The organism is Nostoc sp. C110, assembly GCF_043099725.1.
Lineage (GTDB): Bacteria > Cyanobacteriota > Cyanobacteriia > Cyanobacteriales > Nostocaceae > Nostoc > Nostoc muscorum_A.
The window spans coordinates 5,766,002-5,784,063 of sequence record NZ_CP171148.1 but is presented as its reverse complement, the minus strand read 5'-3'; the positions used below and the strand labels follow the sequence as shown (position 1 = coordinate 5,784,063).

The 18,062-nt window shown below is 41.7% G+C and carries 14 protein-coding genes; 5 read left to right on the top strand and 9 right to left on the bottom strand.

What is annotated here, in order from left to right; translation table 11 throughout:
- Positions 1 to 514: 514 nt before the first annotated feature.
- The gene (locus ACFFRD_RS29690) at positions 515 to 757 is read right to left on the bottom strand and encodes a hypothetical protein (RefSeq protein ID WP_069072515.1); all 243 of its coding nucleotides are present in this window, start codon (positions 755 to 757) and stop codon (positions 515 to 517) included.
- A gap of 534 nt (positions 758 to 1,291) precedes the next feature.
- Here ACFFRD_RS29690 and ACFFRD_RS29685 point away from each other — a divergent pair.
- Both ACFFRD_RS29685 and ACFFRD_RS29680 read left to right on the top strand, forming a co-directional pair.
- Positions 1,292 to 2,767 (top strand): AAA-like domain-containing protein, encoded by a 1,476-nt coding sequence (locus ACFFRD_RS29685; protein ID WP_392479313.1) that lies wholly within the window; start codon positions 1,292 to 1,294, stop codon positions 2,765 to 2,767.
- Positions 2,768 to 3,096: 329 nt separating this feature from the next.
- Entirely contained in the window at positions 3,097 to 5,349 is a 2,253-nt protein-coding gene (locus ACFFRD_RS29680; RefSeq protein ID WP_392479311.1) for a DUF1796 family putative cysteine peptidase, read from the top strand.
- Positions 5,350 to 5,385: 36 nt separating this feature from the next.
- Here ACFFRD_RS29680 and ACFFRD_RS29675 read toward each other — a convergent pair whose 3' ends face one another.
- The 6 genes from ACFFRD_RS29675 to ACFFRD_RS29650 form a co-directional block, all read right to left on the bottom strand.
- Positions 5,386 to 5,604: a hypothetical protein gene (locus tag ACFFRD_RS29675; protein WP_392479310.1), complete on the bottom strand. Its 219-nt coding sequence runs from the start codon at positions 5,602 to 5,604 to the stop codon at positions 5,386 to 5,388.
- A gap of 116 nt (positions 5,605 to 5,720) precedes the next feature.
- On the bottom strand, positions 5,721 to 6,461 hold the full coding sequence (locus ACFFRD_RS29670; protein WP_392479309.1) for an alpha/beta fold hydrolase: 741 nt from the start codon (positions 6,459 to 6,461) through the stop codon (positions 5,721 to 5,723).
- 228 nt (positions 6,462 to 6,689) lie between these two features.
- Positions 6,690 to 8,168, bottom strand: coding sequence for an amidase (locus ACFFRD_RS29665; protein ID WP_392479308.1), 1,479 nt, complete (start codon positions 8,166 to 8,168; stop codon positions 6,690 to 6,692).
- 208 nt (positions 8,169 to 8,376) lie between these two features.
- On the bottom strand, positions 8,377 to 9,879 hold the full coding sequence (locus ACFFRD_RS29660; RefSeq protein ID WP_392479306.1) for an acyl-CoA synthetase: 1,503 nt from the start codon (positions 9,877 to 9,879) through the stop codon (positions 8,377 to 8,379).
- A 111-nt stretch (positions 9,880 to 9,990) separates the two neighbouring features.
- Positions 9,991 to 10,971, bottom strand: a complete 981-nt coding sequence (locus ACFFRD_RS29655; protein ID WP_114083912.1) for a magnesium transporter CorA family protein — start codon at positions 10,969 to 10,971, stop codon at positions 9,991 to 9,993.
- Positions 10,972 to 11,400: 429 nt separating this feature from the next.
- Positions 11,401 to 13,458 carry a tetratricopeptide repeat protein gene (locus ACFFRD_RS29650; protein ID WP_392479303.1) on the bottom strand — a complete coding sequence of 686 codons (2,058 nt, stop codon included), beginning with the start codon at positions 13,456 to 13,458 and terminating at the stop codon, positions 11,401 to 11,403.
- A 377-nt stretch (positions 13,459 to 13,835) separates the two neighbouring features.
- On the opposite strand from ACFFRD_RS29650, the gene ACFFRD_RS29645 reads away from it, so the two are divergent.
- Entirely contained in the window at positions 13,836 to 14,708 is an 873-nt protein-coding gene (locus ACFFRD_RS29645; RefSeq protein ID WP_392479300.1) for a hypothetical protein, read from the top strand.
- 28 nt (positions 14,709 to 14,736) lie between these two features.
- On the opposite strand, the gene ACFFRD_RS29640 is transcribed toward ACFFRD_RS29645, so the two are convergent.
- Both ACFFRD_RS29640 and ACFFRD_RS29635 read right to left on the bottom strand, forming a co-directional pair.
- Positions 14,737 to 16,593, bottom strand: a complete 1,857-nt coding sequence (locus tag ACFFRD_RS29640; RefSeq protein WP_392479298.1) for an aspartate kinase — start codon at positions 16,591 to 16,593, stop codon at positions 14,737 to 14,739.
- Between the two features lie 122 nt (positions 16,594 to 16,715).
- Positions 16,716 to 17,285: a Uma2 family endonuclease gene (locus ACFFRD_RS29635; RefSeq protein ID WP_392479296.1), complete on the bottom strand. Its 570-nt coding sequence runs from the start codon at positions 17,283 to 17,285 to the stop codon at positions 16,716 to 16,718.
- A gap of 97 nt (positions 17,286 to 17,382) precedes the next feature.
- Here ACFFRD_RS29635 and ACFFRD_RS29630 point away from each other — a divergent pair, with 97 nt between their 5' ends.
- Both ACFFRD_RS29630 and ACFFRD_RS29625 read left to right on the top strand, forming a co-directional pair.
- Positions 17,383 to 17,628: an AbrB/MazE/SpoVT family DNA-binding domain-containing protein gene (locus ACFFRD_RS29630; RefSeq protein ID WP_114083907.1), complete on the top strand. Its 246-nt coding sequence runs from the start codon at positions 17,383 to 17,385 to the stop codon at positions 17,626 to 17,628.
- A complete protein-coding gene (locus ACFFRD_RS29625) occupies positions 17,615 to 18,004 on the top strand; it encodes a PIN domain-containing protein (protein ID WP_392479294.1) in 390 nt (129 codons plus the stop codon). The genes ACFFRD_RS29630 and ACFFRD_RS29625 overlap by 14 nt, the downstream gene beginning before the upstream one ends.
- Positions 18,005 to 18,062 lie beyond the last annotated feature (58 nt).

Sequence of the window (18,062 nt, the reverse complement as noted above, 5' to 3'; positions counted from 1 at the left end):
AAAATGAATTATGATTTACTACTGCTACATTATATTTATCAGTGGTGGGACAAAATTTTATGTAATATGGCAATACTTTGCAAAAATAATAGCCTACAAAAGTTTGAGCAGAAATGCCAAAAGAAACCATATATGAGCGTTTGGCTTAAAAGGTAGCTTGGAGTCGCAAACCCTCTATACTGCGGACAATACGGAAAATAATCTTGCAGGAAACCTTGGAGCAAATTTTAGGATTTATTATCTTTGCCAAGCCTTAGACAAAAAGAAGTTAATACATCAACTCACCCTCGTAAATTGGCGAAGTATTGTCAAATGAAAACTTCCTTCAAGTAATTCTAACCCTATGTATATTTTCAATCGATTACAAGGTTAAGAGCCATTAATAGTATTTAGTGGTATATAGCAATCCTAAATGAGTTGTTAAAACCGCCCTTGTTCAGTTCTGTGATTTCTTTGAGAGGTTGCAGAGCTTGTTATTCACGAATGATTTAGGATTGCTATAGCCTTGCTACTGTTACGTTAGTTGAATTCCTATTTGATTAGCACGGAGATGAATAATTTGCGCCAGTCTAGTTTGTGTTGTTATTGCAGTCTGATCGTCTTTGGCTTGCCATTTTTGGTAATTAGCGCGAACTGAGTCTAATTCTTGCTGCAAATCTTCTTTGGTAGTCATTGCCATAATTTGGCTTTCAATTGGGTTAGTGTCGTGAGGACTAGGATTGGGTTGGCTATTTTCATTAGGAATTAGAAAAGTCATACAACCTCCAGAAGGCTAATATTAGCTTGATATGAATCAACACTACAGATTCCCGATTCCTAACACTACCAAGGTTTACAACTTTAAGAAAAAAGTTAAGGATTTAGCACCAGCAAATCCCCAAAGCCATTCCCCATATTGGTTTCGGCCACCGAAAATTTAAGTGCCTTGCAACCATTCATTTAACGGCGTTGTTAACTTTGGAAAAACCCCCAAGTTAAAAACTTGCTTGCTTCTGTTTACTTTCTCAGAGCAAACTCCAACTCCCAGGCACGTTGAGAATAGACGTTTTTGAATTGCATCCGTAAGTAGTCGTGCGAAATTATTGGTGTCACTGTAAGCAAAATGTAATTCTGATACTGTATTTGCCAATTTAGAAACCCAATGGCAATAGGCTCAACGTGCCAATTTTACTCAATAGCCTAACTACTTAAGATTTGTAACTATACTGCATAAATTTGTAAAGTGCATCAGTTATCTATATTTAGTAAGCAAATTACTAAGCACATTTTTATACTTTATTTCCAAGTAAAAATGCAATTACAATCGAAAAATCATCTACGAAAGCGGGGTGCGACTCTGACGGCTCAAGGCTCAAGGAAACTCAATCAGGCAAAAGCTCAGTTAGAAATTGAGCAAAACTTTAAACGATACACTCTCGAAGACCTAAGTGAGAAAACAGGTTTAACCCCCAATACCCTCAGTAAGGTCTTTACTGGCTCAGTAGGAGTTGATAAGCGAACCTTGGAGTGCTGCTTCAATGCCTTTAATATGACCTTGTTAAAGGATGATTATTTCTATCTGGAGCCTCATCAAGACAGTTTTGACGAGATTGGCTCAATGTCCGGGGCTGAAGTTTGCGATCGCATCGAACCAGTATACGATTCTCGCAGCAGTGTAGGGCAAACCCACAAAATGGAACACTCGCCAGACAATGTATACCCTCGTTCCCCAAACCTACCAGGAGGGCAGATGCCCCTGGATTCAGTCTTCTACATTGACCGTCCTATTCTCGAATCCCTCTGTTATGAAGCCATCCAGCAACCCGGTGCGTTGATCAACATCCGCGCCCCCAAGCAAATGGGCAAAACTTCCCTAATGACTCGCATCCTGGCTTACGCTAACTCCCAAGGTCATCGCGCCGTTTCCGTAAACTTGCAACTTGCTAACGAAGAGATTTTACAGAACCTAGAACGCTTCCTACAATGGTTCTGTGCCAGGGTTAGCAAGCAATTAGACTTACCAAATGAGATTGCTAGTTTTTGGGATAACTCCTTGGGCAGCAAATCAAATGCCACTGATTATTTCCAGGATGTAATCTTAACCAACCTCGATCGCGGAGTTTCTTCAAGAGAGAATCGCCCCCTAGTCTTTGCAATCAATGAACTCAACCAGCTTTTTGCCTACCCCGACGTTGCTCGTGAATTTCTCCTACTTTTACGAACATGGTCTGAGCAAGCTAAAGAAGCCGATGCAGACATTAATCCTTGGCACAAGATGCGATTGGTGACGGTTCATTCTACTGAAATTCTCATGCCTCCCTCCATCGATCCCTCTCTCTTGAATACTGGGCTAGTTATTGAGTTACCTGAGTTTAACCCTGCTCAGGTGCAGGATCTAGCATATAGGTGCGAACAGGAGATAAGCTCGTCACAAACCCAGCGCCTGATCGCTCTGTTGGGGGGACATCCCTATCGGTTGCAGTTAGCATTTTATTACCTACAGCAGCAGACAATAACCCTAGAAGAACTCTTAGAAAATTCTGCGATCGCAGCCGCTATCTATGCAGATCACTTAGAACAACAATGGTGGAACCTGCAACGCTATCCCGATTTATTGCCATCGTTTATAGAAATCGTCAGACAGTCAAGTCCTGTAGATTGTGAGGCTGTGCAAGGTTCCCAGTTGCATAAAATGGGGTTAGTGCATCTGCATGATCTCAAAGCAAGTCTCGCCTGCGAGTTATTTCGTCCCTTTTTCTGCGATCGCCTGCTGCAAATCAACAGTTAGAGGTGCTAAGAACAGGCACACAAATTTTAAGTGTGACGTTGAAGGGAAAATTTAACTTAATCTTATCCTTTTGTTGATTTGTTCTTAGTTGTACAAATACTTTTAATACAATATAGTCTATTTGACTAAATATAAAATTTTCTATAAAGATTCTATTTAATCGTTTAAAAGCCTTGCTGCTGATAACTTTGGTAATTTTAATTAGGTTTCAGTATACTTGGCAATATCCATACCAGATTCTTAAGAATTCTATGTGATATTGTCAAAGTAGATTTAAATATTTCAGCCTGACTGTTTGGTATCGTACTCACGAAAACAGGATAAACTCTATGTATCGATTCCAGATCAGTGCATACACGCAAACAGGTGAATCTATAGGTCTGGTCGGTTCTACTCCAGAGTTGGGACTGTGGGACATAAAAAAATGTATCCATCTGCGTACAAGTGGCGATCGCTATCCTCTATGGTGGACAGATATTGAAATTCAAGAGTCAGGCGGTCAACAGAGAGTTGAATACAAGTACGTCCGCCTCGATGTCAACGGCAATGCTCGATGGGAGAGCTTACTAGATATAAACCGATGGATACCGATTGATTCTGAGGATCATTCCAGCACGATTATTGTGGATGATGGTGCATTCGGTTATTTACAACCTTACCCCTTTGGATACATTGAGAAATCAACTGTCAAGATGCCCGTGGAAGAAAGGGCTGAGAGACTCAAAATTGTGGTAATTGGCAGTTCCGTCGCATTAGGTCATAAAGCCTGGTTTTTGAAAGGTTGGGTCTGGTTGTTAGCACAGGCTTTAGAGCAAAAATATGGGCATCAACTGGTAAATGTATCGGAGGTAGGGGCGAATGTCAGCAGAACGATCGCTCGATTCCCCTGGTTTGTCACCCCAGAAAAACCAGATATTGTGATTATTGCCTTGTCTTTAGGCAATGAAGGTTTAGCCTACTGTCCCCCTCACGAACGGCGGGCGGTACAACGGCGGTTTGAAAGTGGCTTGCAGCAGCTTGTGAAAATGACGCGCGACATCGGAGCAATCCCGATTTTAGGCGGAGTCTATCCCAACGGTGATTATTCCCTGGAACATTACTCGCTGATCCGAGACACACACAAACGAATGCTCCGTTGGGATGTAACTGTACTAGATTGGTTGGCAGCCGTGGATGATGGACAAGGACGATGGAAAGCTGGGACATCCTTCGATCCAGCTCACCCGAATACAATTGGTCATAGCCTTATGTATCAGCAGATCGACCATCATTTATTCGATATCAACAAAGACGCATTAGCAAAAGAAAAACAACGCTTCCAGCAACCGAATGAATTTCCCATCTACTTTGACAATGCGGGCTTTCATGTCTCTGTCTGTATGGAAGAGAAGCATTTACGGATCGTTAATTCATCGGCATACAGCTACACGATCGCTCCCTATTGGCAGGAACTACAAACTGCACTGCAAAGTAAGGCTGGATTGATATCAGGTATTTACATTGCGAAGAATACCCAGACGGGGACGCTGCCTTTCTTGGCTGTAGAGGATGGCGCGATCGCAACTACAGTAAATATCACCCCTGGCGCAGACTTAGAATATAGCGCTGCCTTCAATCTTTTTTCGCCAAACAACTCACAAGTTTTGTTTTATGACGGGCATCTGGGGATTTTGCAAGCAGACGAACGCCACCTCTGGATAATCAACGAATCAGATAACGAGTACAATATCCAACCGATGTGGACGGAAGTTTGCAACGCACTTAAAGCCATGCCATCGGGTGTTTATGAAGATCCGCTTTATCCTGACATTCCCTTTCGTACCATGATGATTGGCAATGATGGGCTAGAAAGCCGGGTGAAAGCACCACCTAAGTCTGCGGTGTTTTTCCAATACAAATGTCAGTTATCGGATATCAGCCGTGTGGCAATTCTTCCCCTTGGCGATCGCTGTGCCGTCCGTATGATGCTATATAAGATGGAGTACGATGGCCCGGCCTTTCCGTTCGATCTAACGCGCGCGACTAATATTGCAGATGTTGCGGATGCGATCGAAAACGGTTTTTATGATATGTGGAATCCTGCCTTGCTGCACTACAGCCCCGATGCAGGCAGAATTTACCATAGTAAGTGGTCGGGTTTATCCTTTGCCCATGAAGTTGAAGAGACAGACGATCCAAGCAACGATATGTCTCCCATCCTTAAACGGATGCGGGTTCGATACACAGCACGTTCTGAAAGGTTTTGGTACGCACTGCGGCACTGCGATAAAGTGCTTTTTGTTCGTACAGGAATTAGCGATCGCGGTGGTGTAATAGATTTAGTCAACAAGCTAGAAAAACAATGTCAGGGGAAGCCATTTCATCTCTTGCTTCTTTCTCCTCAAAGCGATGATGAGTTTTTAGACCTTCCCAATGTGCTGCACTACAATGTCGAGTTTAATCCCGATCGGATGTATGACGATTTAGGGCATTGGATGTACTGCACAGAAGTCATGCGAGGAATTCTGGAATCCCTTGAGGTATCTAGTAAAAACCTCTTTTGGTGTCCACCTAAAATACCGAAGGGGTGGGAAATTAGGTAGGGGCGTTCGCATTTGTTACTTTGGCGATCGCATTTGTTAATTCGGCGTTCGCATTTGTTGATTTGGAGTTCGCATTTGTTGATTTGGAGTTCGCATTTGTTGATTCGGCGTTCGCATTTGTTGATTTGGAGTTCGCATTTGTTGATTTGGAGTTCGCATTTGTTGATTCGGCGTTCGCATTTGTTGATTTGGAGTTCGCATTTGTTGATTCGGCGTTCGCATTTGTTGATTCGGCGTTCGCATTTGTTGATTCATTCAAAAACCATAAACTGTGTAGGTTGGGTGGAGGAACGAAACCCAACATTTTCGAGGATTTGTTGGGTTTCACTACGTTCCACCCAACCTACGATTATCTACAATAAGGTTTGCGATCATTTAGTTAATACTGAGGCCAGATGAGCAGGACGAGACAAGTGTGGGCAATGTCCTCCAGGCAGTTCTATGGCTTCAACTCCCAAGCGCTTACGTGCAGCGTAGTGTGACCATGCAGGAGAGATTATCAGGTCATCAGTACAAAAAATATATTTATACTCTACTTTTGGTAAAGCTTTCAGAGGATTAACCTCATAAATATATGCCATTGATTGCTGTGAACGTCCTTTTGAGAGTGCCCAGTGCATTACATCCGGCTGACAATCTTGATAAAAAAATTCCATCAATACTGCTTCATCTGAAAAGTTTTTCCCAGCAGAAACAGGATTAAACATATAAGGTTCATCATCAAATTGTTCGAGTTGATGTGACTCTTTTGGTTCGTAATTTAATGATTTGAGGCTATCAGAATCGAGATGATGAGAAAATTGCTCAAGTGTACTAGTTCCTGGGTATGGAATAAGCGCGGTAAGGAATACCAGTTGACGTACTTGAAGCGCTTCTGCAACCAGGGGAATAACAGTACCAGCCATTGAGTGACCAACCAGCACAATATCATCATCAGTTTTTGGAAGCGCTTGCAATATTACATCTGCAAATTGCGATAAACTTGCAGACGCATCTTCAATTGGCAAATCCATTGCTACTGTTTTGTGACCTTGCGCTTCTAAATAAGGAATTAACAAATCCCAACACCAAGCGCCTTGGAAAGCGCCATGAACTAGACAAAAAAGACTCATAGCGATTTTAAGTTTTTTGAATTGTGCTGAAGTAGGTCGGCGCAATTAAAGCTAACTAGCAAATGCTGTCATTTGTCATTGGTCATTAGTAAGGGCTTAAAGCCTATTTGTGTTTCGTAACATACTTGGGGTTTTCGCGCCAACTTGCTTATCTTGTACCTTACGTATTGCAGTATTGTCAATAAGCCGCTTTGCGTAATAACGGTGAAGTTTAATTAGTACTATTTCTCAATATCCTAATGGATGGCGGAAATCACCAACCACTTTGTCAAGTTCTTGAGCGATCGCCAATAACTCCATCTCGCGCCATCGCTTTCCGACAATCTGCATTCCAATCGGTAAGCCATTGTGGGTTTGCCCGATGGGAATCACCACCACAGGATGACCACTGAGATTAAATGGCATGGTGTAAGCACCGTTTGCCACCGCATGAGGATAGGATTTACCCTCAATATCAATGGCGCTCCAAGCCGGACAATGGGTAAATGCAGGAGTTGCTGTCACAGGCGTGAGCCATACATCCCACGCTTCTAAAGCTTCATCCATTTGGGCAATGAAGCGATCGCGTTCGGTGAGTGTCTCAAAATATCCTCTGAGGCTGGGATTCAAAATTTCTGGCAGAAAGCTGCTGAAATTCCCCAATTTTCTGAGTTTTCTGTCGCCTTGAGTTGCCGTGCGAAAGAGTAACTCTAAGCTGCGTATCACATTATAGCGATCCTTGGGTTGGGCGTAGTTGTTGATGTATGCTTCCATGCGTCCGCAGAGGTTCCACACAGTCGATAAATCAAAGTCTTTGGGAAGCCAGCGTTCAACATAACTACCTGCTTGAGCGAGTTTTTGCACGACTGTCTGTACTGCGCCTCGAATTTCCGCAGCAACCGGAACTTCCACCCATTCATCAATCCAAGCAATTTTAAGATCCTGCAAAGACTTGCCTGATGGGGTATCAAGGGGAATCGGTGGCACATCTGGGCGACGTAGATCCGCACCAGCGATGAGCGAGAAACAAAGGCGAATATCTTCGAGCGATCGCGCAAAACAACCAATAGTCAACATTTGCCGCAAGCATAGCGGCATTCCCGGTACTTCAGGGATACTTCCGGCGGTAGAAATACGGCGATCTGTTGGCTTTAAACCATACACGCCGCAGAAAGTTGCAGGCTGGCGCACGGAACCCGCAAGATCGTTGCCTACATCTAATGATGAAAGTCCGGCTGCAACAGCAGCAGCACTGCCTCCAGAACTGCCCCCTGGTGTGTAGTCAAGATTCCAGGGATTATTTACTCGTGGAAACAGAGAATTTGTACTTTGAAAATCACCAGCCAGTTCTGCCATGTTCGTTTTTCCCAGGATAACGGCTCCTGCTGCCCGAAGCCTGGCGACAACGGTGGCATCCTGTTGAGGAATGTAGTCTTTGAGAGGAATGTAACCTGCTGTGGTACGGAGTCCTACTGTTTCAAAGATATCTTTGATTGTGATAGGGACACCGTGCAGAGCGCCCCAGTGTTCTCCTTTAGCTAGGGCTTCATCCGCTTGCTTTGCTCTGGTACGAGCATTGTCTTCATCTAAGGTGCAAATTGCATTCAGCTTTGAGTTGTGTTTAGAAATCTGCGCCAGGTAAGCATCAAACACTTCGACAGCAGAGACTTGGCGATCGCGAATCATCTGAGCAAGTTGATGAGCGGGTAGAAAAACTAAGTCACTCATAGGTCTATTTCACTCATTTGTCAGATTCTAAGGCTTGATCAAGTTAATTATATTTACTTAAGTTGAAGAGGTTACAAGAGACATCTCCAGAAATGAAATATACGTTACCCAGAAACCTTGTAGAGACGTAGCACTGCTACGTCTCTACATTCTTTTTCGGAGATGTCTAAGGTTTAAAACTCCAGGTCTAATTGCGCCTTGACGATCGCTATGCTCGAAATAGCTCAACCACTGTCGGTTTAGTCACTTTCCCCATTGCATTGCGCGGTAATTCTTCGACTATCAAAATTTGGGTTGGCACTTTATAAACAGCTAATCGTTCTTTTGCCCAACTTCTAAAAGATTCTAATGTTAAAGGTTTTGACCCTTGCAATACTAATGCCGCACAAACCCGTTCGCCCCACTCTATATCTGCAACCCCGACTACTGCACATTCTTGAATATCTGGATGCGATCGCAATACTTCTTCAATTTCCAAAGCTGAAACTTTATAGCCTCCGGTTTTGATAATATCCACACTCATCCGCCCCAAAATGCGGTAGTTGTCGTTCTCAATGACGGCGGTATCTCCAGTACAAAACCAGCCATCTTGGAAGGCTTTGGCGGTTGCTTCGGGGTTTTGCCAATATTCGAGAAACACTCCGGGGCTTTTAACTTGGATCTCTCCTGGTGTTCCGGTTGGGACTAATCCGTTCTCATCAACTAATCTCACTTCAACTTCAGGCAAAGGCTTTCCTACATATCCAGCCAAACGTTCACCGTGTAAAGGGTTGGATAGCGCCATACCGATTTCCGTCATCCCATATCGCTCAAGTAGAAAATGGCCGCTGATAGTCTGCCACTTTTCTAAAACTTGAACTGGTAATGCTGCCGAGCCAGAAACCATCAGGCGCATCTTAGCACAGGCTTCTGACATACTTTTTTGGCGTTCCCTAGAGGCATTTTCCCAAGCGGTAATGAGCTTTACATAAATCGTTGGTACTGCCATAAATAGGGTTAAGTTACCGTCACAAATTCGCCTCCAAACAGTTTCGGTATCAAATTTGCTCAATAAATGGCACTCTGCACCTGCCCATAAAGCACAAGTTAGTACGTTAATAATTCCATGAATATGATGTAGTGGCAGTATATGTAAAATGCGATCGCTAGATGTCCATTCCCAAGCGGTGTTTAAGCTAGTTACTTGCGCTTGAATATTTTGATGAGTTGTAACCACACCCTTCGGTTTACCTGTTGTACCGCTAGTGTAGAGAATTAAGGCGCGTCTAGTGATATCTACTTCTGGGAGACAAGCAATATTAGATGGAAGCGTTTCTGAGGTGAGGATAAATCGCAAATTGTGTTCTTCGGCGAGCGATGCCTGCGGCGGTAAACTACGCAGTATACCCTCAAAATTAGGATGAGCAACAATAATCGATGCTCCAGAATTGGTAATTACATACTCCAATTCTGGGCGCGGATGGGAAACACACAAAGGTACAGCTATGCCACCAGCACGCCAAATCCCCCATTGAGTAGCTACATACTCAAATCCAGGCGGGATGAGGAAGGCGACTCGCTTCTCTTGTAAATCTTCTGTATTCTGAAGAAGATTTGTCGCTATTTGACTGGAAGTGTGGAGCAAATCCTGATAGGTAAATGATCCATCTGTTGTAGCGATAGCTATTTTTTCGCTGTGTTCTTCAGCACGAATAATCAATGGGAGATTCACGTTTATTTACCAATTTAGGTTTAATGCAGTCTACTCAACAGAAAGCATATAGCAAAGCCAAACGAGATGTAAATTTTACTATTCCAGTAATAGTCTATAACTTGATAGATGCTACAACCAACGTTGTTTTTTAGCATAAGCAATACTACAAATCACAATTAAGATCATTACGCCGATTACAGCAGGATAAGCCCAAGGTTGCTCTAATTCCGGCATATATTTGAAGTTCATACCATAGAAACCAGACATGAACGTAATTGGTAAGAATACGGTCGAGAGGATAGTTAGGCGATTAATTCGTTCACCTGTTTTACTAGCAATATTATCACGTTGAATTTCCATTAATTCTGACATCCAGGCTCTTATAGCTTGATATTCTTGCCAGAGTTTATCAACGTGATGAACCAATTCTTGATTGAATAGTTCTTTCACTGGCTGGCCGATCCACTGGAAATCTTCATTATCCATAATAGCCATAAGTAATTTGATGCTTTGAAAATTACGCCGTCCTGAACGAGTAGATTGCCTCATCGTGGCAATTTTTTGATACGTTGATTCATCACCAGAATTATCTAAAACTTCATCTTCTAAATCATCAAGTTTTCTAGAAATATAAGTAAATACAGCTTCGTAATTATTCAAAATATCTTTAAAGATTAAATAGAAAAGATAGTCAATTCCTAGCTTTTGAATATCTAGAGTTCGTTTTTGGAGATTATTAGCTAGAACACTTAAGATTTTTAGTTCAGTGATTTCAAAAGATATAATAAAATTATTTCCAACGACAATGTTGCCACGTACAACCTCAAACTCATTATTTTTTATTTGAGCAGTTAGAATTTCATAGCTATCAAATAAACAATCTTCTACGTCTTCATCAATTCCTAGAGGGGAATGGTTGAAAATCATGTTAACACGAGATGGATTGAGTCCAAAGTGTTTGATAATTTTAGCCGTTCCAGTGCGATCGCGGAACTGAACACAGCGTAACCAAATATTCTGAGAAGCATCAATTCTTTTCAGCACCGTATCGACATCCCTATGAGTGAATATTTCCAGGTTATCTGGATAAAAAGTGAGGAGAATTAGCATATAGCCATCCTAATTGAACCGTGAAAAAATGCGGTGACTCATGTTGAGCGATAATATATTTAACTACAACGACAGATAAAAGGTCGAAGTCTGCGATTTCTGATGTTAAATAGACATATTACAACGCGATGTGCAACTTATTCTTAGAACCCCACTTCCATTCCTCTCCCAGAAGCGGAGAGAGGCTTTGATTCTTGCTCCCCAACGCTAGCAGGGAAGGGGCTGGGGGTTAGGTTTGAAAGAAAGTTGCACACGGCGCAATTACAGTGATATTTTACCTCGGAAGCTCCCCCCAACTCACCTTAAAAAGCTTGCTCTAATTCCCTCCTTTTTACGGAGAGTAAGGGAAACTCAAGCGGATTGGGTCATAGTGGGCTAATAGTATAAGATGGATCGTCATAACATGGGATGACGGTATTGAGTCATAGCTCAGTTTTTTTCCGTTTTCCCAGATTTAGGACGAGAAGTTTTCACTGGTGCTGAATTATTTTGCAGAATTGCAATTTCTTTCTGTGCATCTTGATAACTATCTTTTTCCCCTTGCTGTTGAAATAGTTTTGCAGCTTTTTTGAAATCTGCGATCGCTCCCTGTTTATTTTTCTGCTTGGTGCGAATCACACCCCGATTATAGTAGGCTAAGGCATTGTTAGCATTAATTGCGATCGCTTGTGAATAATCTTGATTGGCAGCTTTTTTATTTCCCAGTTCAAGATAAGCGTTACCACGATTGTTGTAAGCTGCTATATTATTAGGATCTAGTTTCAGAGCTTCGCTGTAATCTTCAATAGCGCCTTTATAATCTCCGAAAGAAAAGCGGTGAATACCTCTGTGAATATAAGCGGCAATAAATTTAGGGTCAATCTGTAAAATAGTATTGTAATCTTCAGTAGCTTCGACTTTATTTCCCAGATCGCTGAAAACATCACCTCGATTAAGATATGCTTCTATATATTTTGGATTAATGTTAATGGCATCAGTGTAATCTTTAAGGGCTGCATATTTTTGTTTATTAATAGATTGAGTTAAAGCCCTTTGATAATAAGCTTTGGCATCACTAGGATTAATCTTAATCACTGTATCAAAATCTTCGATTGCTCCTTGCTTGAGTCTGAGGCGACGGCGGATAATCCCACGCTGTAAGTAGGCTTCGGTATATTGAGGCTTGAGGGCGATCGCTTTACTAAAATCTCCAATTGCCCCTTTATTATCTTTCAATTGAACACGGGTTAACCCTCGCCCATAGTAAGCATAAGCATCATCAGAGTTTAACTTAATCGCTTGGGTATAGTCTGCGATCGCTTCTTTGTATTTGCCTAATTCCGAAAAAGCAAATCCTCGGTCAAAATAGGCATTACCATCTTGAGGATTGAGTAAAATGGCCTGACTAGAATCTGCTTGCGCTTGCTCATAGTCTCCTAATCGATAATAAGCATCGCCTCGCTTATTATAAGCTAAAGCATTTTTCGGATCTAATTCAATCACGTGATTGAAATCTTTAACTGCTCCTTCATAATTTCCTGCATCATATTTATCTAGCCCTTCTTGATATAATTCTTTTTGAGCATTACTGATAGGTTTTGGCGAATTTAAAAATCGCACTCCTACACCAAGTATGATTAAGCCAGCTATCCCAGCCAAAACTATTAATAATTTTTTAGCAGACTGTTTTTGCGGAACTTCAACATTTGTTAATTTTTTCAGGTCATCTAAAACTTCGGTTGCATACTGGTAGCGCTTCCGATAGTCCAAACGCACCATTTTATTAATAATTTTTACTAGCTTTTTGCTAATTTTTATATTTTTGTTATACCAAAGTATTTCACCAGTCAGGCGATTTTTTTGATTTTGCAAATTAGATATTTCGTTTGCGGGTAAACCTAAAATTGCAGCGATCGCAACCATACCTAAAGCATATATATCACTGTTATATTTAACATTGCCGTTAACTTGTTCTCTAGGCATATATTCGAGATTTTCAGCATTATTAGTGATGGCTTCATTAAAATTACTAAAATCAACCAACACTAATTTTTTATCTGACTCTCTGCGAATAATATTTGCTGGTTTAATATTCCGGTGAATAACACCTAAGCTATGTACAATCACCAAAATTTCTAATATCTCTGATAAAAGATAAATTATTTGGTCTTCCCTCAGAGTTTGTCCCTGGATAATTTCATCAGTAAAAGGATTACCAGGGATGAATTCTTGGACTATATAGAATTCTTCGTTTTCTTCAAAATAAGCAATTAGCTTCTGAATTTGGTTGTGTTCCTGCCCTAGTTTTTCTAAAGTTTCTGCTTTACTGGCAAACAAGCGAGGCAGGATAGTTAAAGCTTGAGAATTTGCGCTAAGACTACGTAACTGCTTAACTACAAATTGGCTCTCAGCAAGACTCGCATCTTCAACTAGATAGGTTTTTGCCTTTTCCCCATCATTCAGAACTTTTAGTATTCGGTAACGTCCATCTAGTAAATGAATAGGCATCAATATCAATATAGTCTTATAAATTGTTTGATTATAGCTTACGTGTTATTACTGGTAACTATTTTCTTTAAAAAATATCTTCATCAAAACAAATCAATGCCATTGTGGCAGGTAAAAGTATTAATTACTAGCTAATGCTGCATATTGCTAGTAATATTTTTTTTTATTAAAAGAATGTTATTGATTTAGTACGGTTATATATTACCAGATTTAAGTAAAATTTGTGAGTTCAACGAGGCTTGCAAAAAAAAGTTAATCCATAGGGGGAGATATTTTGATTGGGACTATTCAGCAATGCCACTCATGACAGATAATCCTCAAATAGGGTAAAAAAATAGCAGTTTGAATGATGTAAAACCCCAGATAAGAAATCAAAAATGAACGTATTTGGGCGAAAAAAAGCCTTGATAGCTACTGCGAAGCGTCAATTTCTCAAGGCGCTCAATGACCGCGACATCGCTGCGATTAATAGCTTAGTTGTGGATTTACAAAGCATTTTGAGAGCGGAAAAGTTAACTGATTTGATTGTTAATGAGGTAATGGTTGAATGCGATGCTGACAGCCACAGTTGGTTTTGTCAAATTTTTCTTGGACAAGCCCAATATGAACAGATGGAGGGAAAAGCTCAAAGTAACGTCTTTAAAATTTTAGTGAGTAAAGGTTTGGAACCGGGCAAAGACTTTAGCTCTGGGCGCGATCGCAATATTATTATAGGCGATCGCGCCAAGCAAGTCTTACTTAGCGAACTGCCCCAGGAGCATCAGGCAGCATTTGAGGCACAGTTAGAATCCTCGCTAGTTTTAGATCCAGTTACCACCATCGAACAGCAGTTAGGTTGTGCATTTTTTACCAATTTGACTGAGATTGCCATTCAACAAATGGAGTTACTGAGTAATTCTGAAGCGGCTGCTTATCTAGGAGTAGTGTTGGCTGGATTAGTATCGCGTCATCCTCAACTTCAGGATGCAGACTTTCCCACACTATTTATTGTCAATGCTCTCCAAGGACTGTCGCAAGAACGAGCAATGGCAATTTTGAATGATCCAGAGACAAATCCCCAGTTCGATGAAATGATTATTTTTGGGCATTTATTAGCAGCAATGGGAGATAAAGAATATCACCGCATTGCTGAAGAAGAGGGTGGTATCAGTCTTGAACAACTCAAAAAACTTGATTTAGTTTGGTGTGGTGAACGCCGACTTTCAGAAATAGTAGCCATGATGGAAAAATGGCATTTCAAAGATAGATAATCAGCAATTTAAAATTCAAACTTTAGTTCTACGCTGGCACGACAACTTTCTCACTACCAGCTAGTCCAAAAGCGGCATGAATGGCTTGCAAAGCTTTAACACCTTGCTCTTGTGCTACAACACAACTAATTTTTATTTCTGAGGTAGCAATCATTTGAATATTAATTTGGTGCTGGGCCAGCGCTTCAAACATTTTGGCAGCAACACCTGGTTGTCCTACCATACCTGCACCAACAATACTCACTTTAGCGATCGCACTATCTAAAACAACTTCACCCCATCCTAACTCTGCCGCTACTTGAGTAAGCATTTTTTTGGCATTTTCCCCGTCTATTCGCGAGACTGTAAAGGCAATATCTCTTCTAGGAACACCATCAATTACCCGACAGCGCTGAGATTGAATAATCATGTCAACGCTGATATTATGTTGCGCTAATAATCCAAATAACTTCGCCGCCATCCCTGGACGATCTGGTAATTGGCGAATAGCAAGACGCGCTTGATTCAAATCTAAAGCAACACCGCGAACGGGAGGACAATTGGGCAGGGGGGCGGAGGGGCGGAGGGGCAGAGGGGAATCTATACATGCACTCTCCCCTGCTCCCCTGCTCCCCTGCTCCCCTGCTTCTATTTCAAAGGCGGTGCGGAGTGCAGTGACGGCGCGATCGCATTCGGCAGCGTTGACTACGCAACTTACTTTCACTTCGCTGGTGGAAATCATTTGAATATTCACCCCAGCTTCGGCTAAGGTGGCGAACATTTTTGCAGCCACACCGGGACGGCCAATCATTCCTGCGCCTGCGATGCTGACTTTGGCAATGTTATGTTCTAGCATTACCTCAGCTTCATCAGATTTGGGGTTAGATGGATTTCTCAGTGCTGGGGCGATCGCTGCTGCTACTGCTTCTGCCCGTTTTAAGATTGGGGTGGTGACAGTAAAAGCAATGTCATTACTGTTACCTTCATGAATAGACTGAATAATCAAATCTACATCTACTTTTTGTCGGGAAATTTCGCCAAACAACCTGGCTGCTACACCTGGTTTATCGGGTACGCGCAACAAAGCTACCTTTGCTTGGTCAGTGTCAAATTCTACAGCATCCACCGGACGGGCAATTTCGAGATTAATTAGCGATCGCCCTTGGGGTTTGGCTGATGTTACCCAAGTACCTGGTTGATCCGTCCAGCTAGACCTAACTACCAGGGGAACACCATAGTTACGAGCAATTTCTACAGCACGGGGATGCAACACTTTTGCGCCCAAGCTAGCTAGTTCCAACATTTCATCGCAGGTGATGTCATCCATCAATTGGGCTTCGGCTACTAAGCGGGGGTCTGTAGTTAGAATCCCTGGAACATCTGTATAAATTTCACAAAAGTTAGCTCGTAATGCGGCTGCGATCGCTACCGCCGAAGTGTCAGAACCACCGCGCCCCAAAGTTGTAATTTCCATTTCTCCGGCGCTGGATGTGCCTTGGAACCCTGCTACAACAACTACTTTACCTGTATTTATGTGGCGACAAAGGCGAGTAGTGTCAATATGCAAAATCCGAGCGCGGCTGTGTTCAGCTTCGGTAACAATTCCTACCTGAGCGCCAGTCATAGAAATTGCTGGTTGTCCGAGTTCCTGCAAAGCCATGCTGAGTAAGGCGATGGTGACTTGTTCGCCTGTGGAAAGCAGCATATCCATTTCCCGGCGGTTAGGATTGGAAGAAATTTCATTAGCTAGTTTGACGAGTCCATCGGTGGTTTTGCCCATTGCCGAAACCACTACTACCAGAGAGTTTCCAGCTTGGACAGTTTTATAAACACGCTGTGCGACAGCTTGAATGCGTTCCACTGAACCGACAGATGTACCACCGTATTTCTGAACTATGAGCGCCATAACTTTTATGCAATCAATTGTGTCTGTTTTGCTCAACGCCTCCGCCGGGTTAGGAAGCCTTGAAGATATTAATAGATATTTAGTTTACTAAAAATTGTGTAGCATACCCAATCATCAGTTGATTATTCAAAAACCACATCTTCGTAAAGTGCTGCCATTGTTTCCTCAAAATCCATGCTGTTGAGTCTAAATGATTGATGTTCTGCTGTATAAGATTGTAAAACCCACAACCCTTGCTCATTGCGGCGAAAAGACTCGACTCGCTGACGTTTGGTATTAATTAAAACATACTCTTGCAGACTTTCCAGTGTTTGATAATCGGCAAATTTATCGCCCCGGTCAAAGGCTTCGGTAGAATTAGATAAAACTTCGACAATTAAACAGGGAAATCTTTTATAACCTGGCGTTTCTTGATCTCGTTGATCGCAAGTAACCATCACATCGGGATAATAAAAGCGATTCAGAGATTCGATTCGGGCTTTCATGTCAGCGATGTAAACACGACAACCAGAGCCGCGCACATGATTACGGAGGAGAGATGCCAGGTTAAGAGCAATGGTAACGTGTGCATCTAGCGCTCCAGCCATTGCATAGATGTAGCCGTCTATATATTCATGCTTGATATTGCTCTGTTCCTCCATTTGGAGGTATTCTTCAGCAGTGAGGTAGTTTTGTTGGGGCGAGGCAATCATATTTTAAAGGTTTTATTGTGCCGATTTACTTGTGGCGATGCGTTAGGTGCAGTAGACTTTATAATCAAGTAAGGAACTTATGTAAGGAACGTGGATAATGGCTAGTGCTACCATCACCACTAAAGGGCAAGTAACTATTCCTAAAGAAATTAGGGATTATCTTAACCTTGATACAGGTAGTAAGGTTGATTTTGTCATTGATGAAAATGGAATAGTTAAATTAATTCCCCTGAATATCTCTATCAAAAGTTTATCAGGGATTTTACACCGTCCGGGAATGAAAAGCGCAACTTTAGAAGAAATGGAAACTGCAATCAAAGAAGGTTCAAGTGATTGGACTTGATACAAATATTTTAGTGCGCTACTTGACAAAAGATGATGAAAAGCAGTGGGAGCAAGCTGCTGAAATTATCGAAGGGGGAGAGCAATGTTTTGTTGCTAATATAGTTCTTTGTGAATTGGTTTGGGTTTTACGGAGTAATACTTATCAATTTAGTAGGGAAGAAATTAGTAACACTATAGAATTAATGGTGCAATGTTCGGTATTTGAGCTAGAAAATCGCTCTTTAGTTTATCAAGCATTACAAAGATTTCAGCAGGGAAGTGCAGATTTTTCTGATTATTTAATTGGGGCGATTTCTCAAGATTCTGGTTGTAGTTCAACAGTGACTTTTGACAGAAAGTTGAGAAGCGAAAGGGGATTTGATTTATTTGAGTAATCCTAAATTTTAATTAACATTGCTGTGTTTGATGAGATTTAAAAGAGCAATCGCTTAT